1 pseudogene is annotated in these 516 nt (G+C 43.6%); it reads right to left on the bottom strand.

From position 1 onward, the window contains the following. A pseudogene (locus tag ACOV1R_RS16085) lies at positions 1-516 on the bottom strand (IS1182 family transposase); the annotation flags it as partial.

The following is a 516-nucleotide window of genomic DNA, read 5'->3' as shown; positions in this document are numbered from 1 at the left end:
TGTGCTTGGTGTTCACGCATTTTATCACGTCGTTTGTCCAACTTACGTTTTTGTGATTTAACAGTCCGGCGTTGCTGTTTGGCTGGGTTCGGGGAAACCTGCTTAGTTGCTTCCACGGTTTCATTAAGGACCACTAAGTGATCCTCAACCTTGCTAATCATGATATCCAATAGTTCGGGAGTCAGCTCTGATCCTGCCGGAATTTCACCGACAATTTTAGCTTCATGAAGCTCGCCTAACAGGTCAACGAGTTTCTCGCGATTCATCTTGTCAAATCGTATCGTATTCTTCTTCCAAACAAAGCTATACTTGTTGGCGTCGGCTAGGATCTTAGTTCCATCAATAAATGAAACATCATCAATCATGCCATTTTGACGAAGATATTGAGTTAGTTGTGATAAGCTATCAGTTGTCAAAGTGGCCAGTTCATCAGAAATTCTAAAGCGACAAATCGTCCGGTAGGACGGAATTTGGTCGGCAATTAACCACCCAGCTGGCTTGTTTTCACGGGCAAAC

It is taken from the genome of Lactiplantibacillus sp. YT640 (genome assembly GCF_049745435.1).
Classification (GTDB): domain Bacteria; phylum Bacillota; class Bacilli; order Lactobacillales; family Lactobacillaceae; genus Lactiplantibacillus; species Lactiplantibacillus plantarum.
This window is presented reverse-complemented; position numbering and strand designations above follow the sequence as displayed.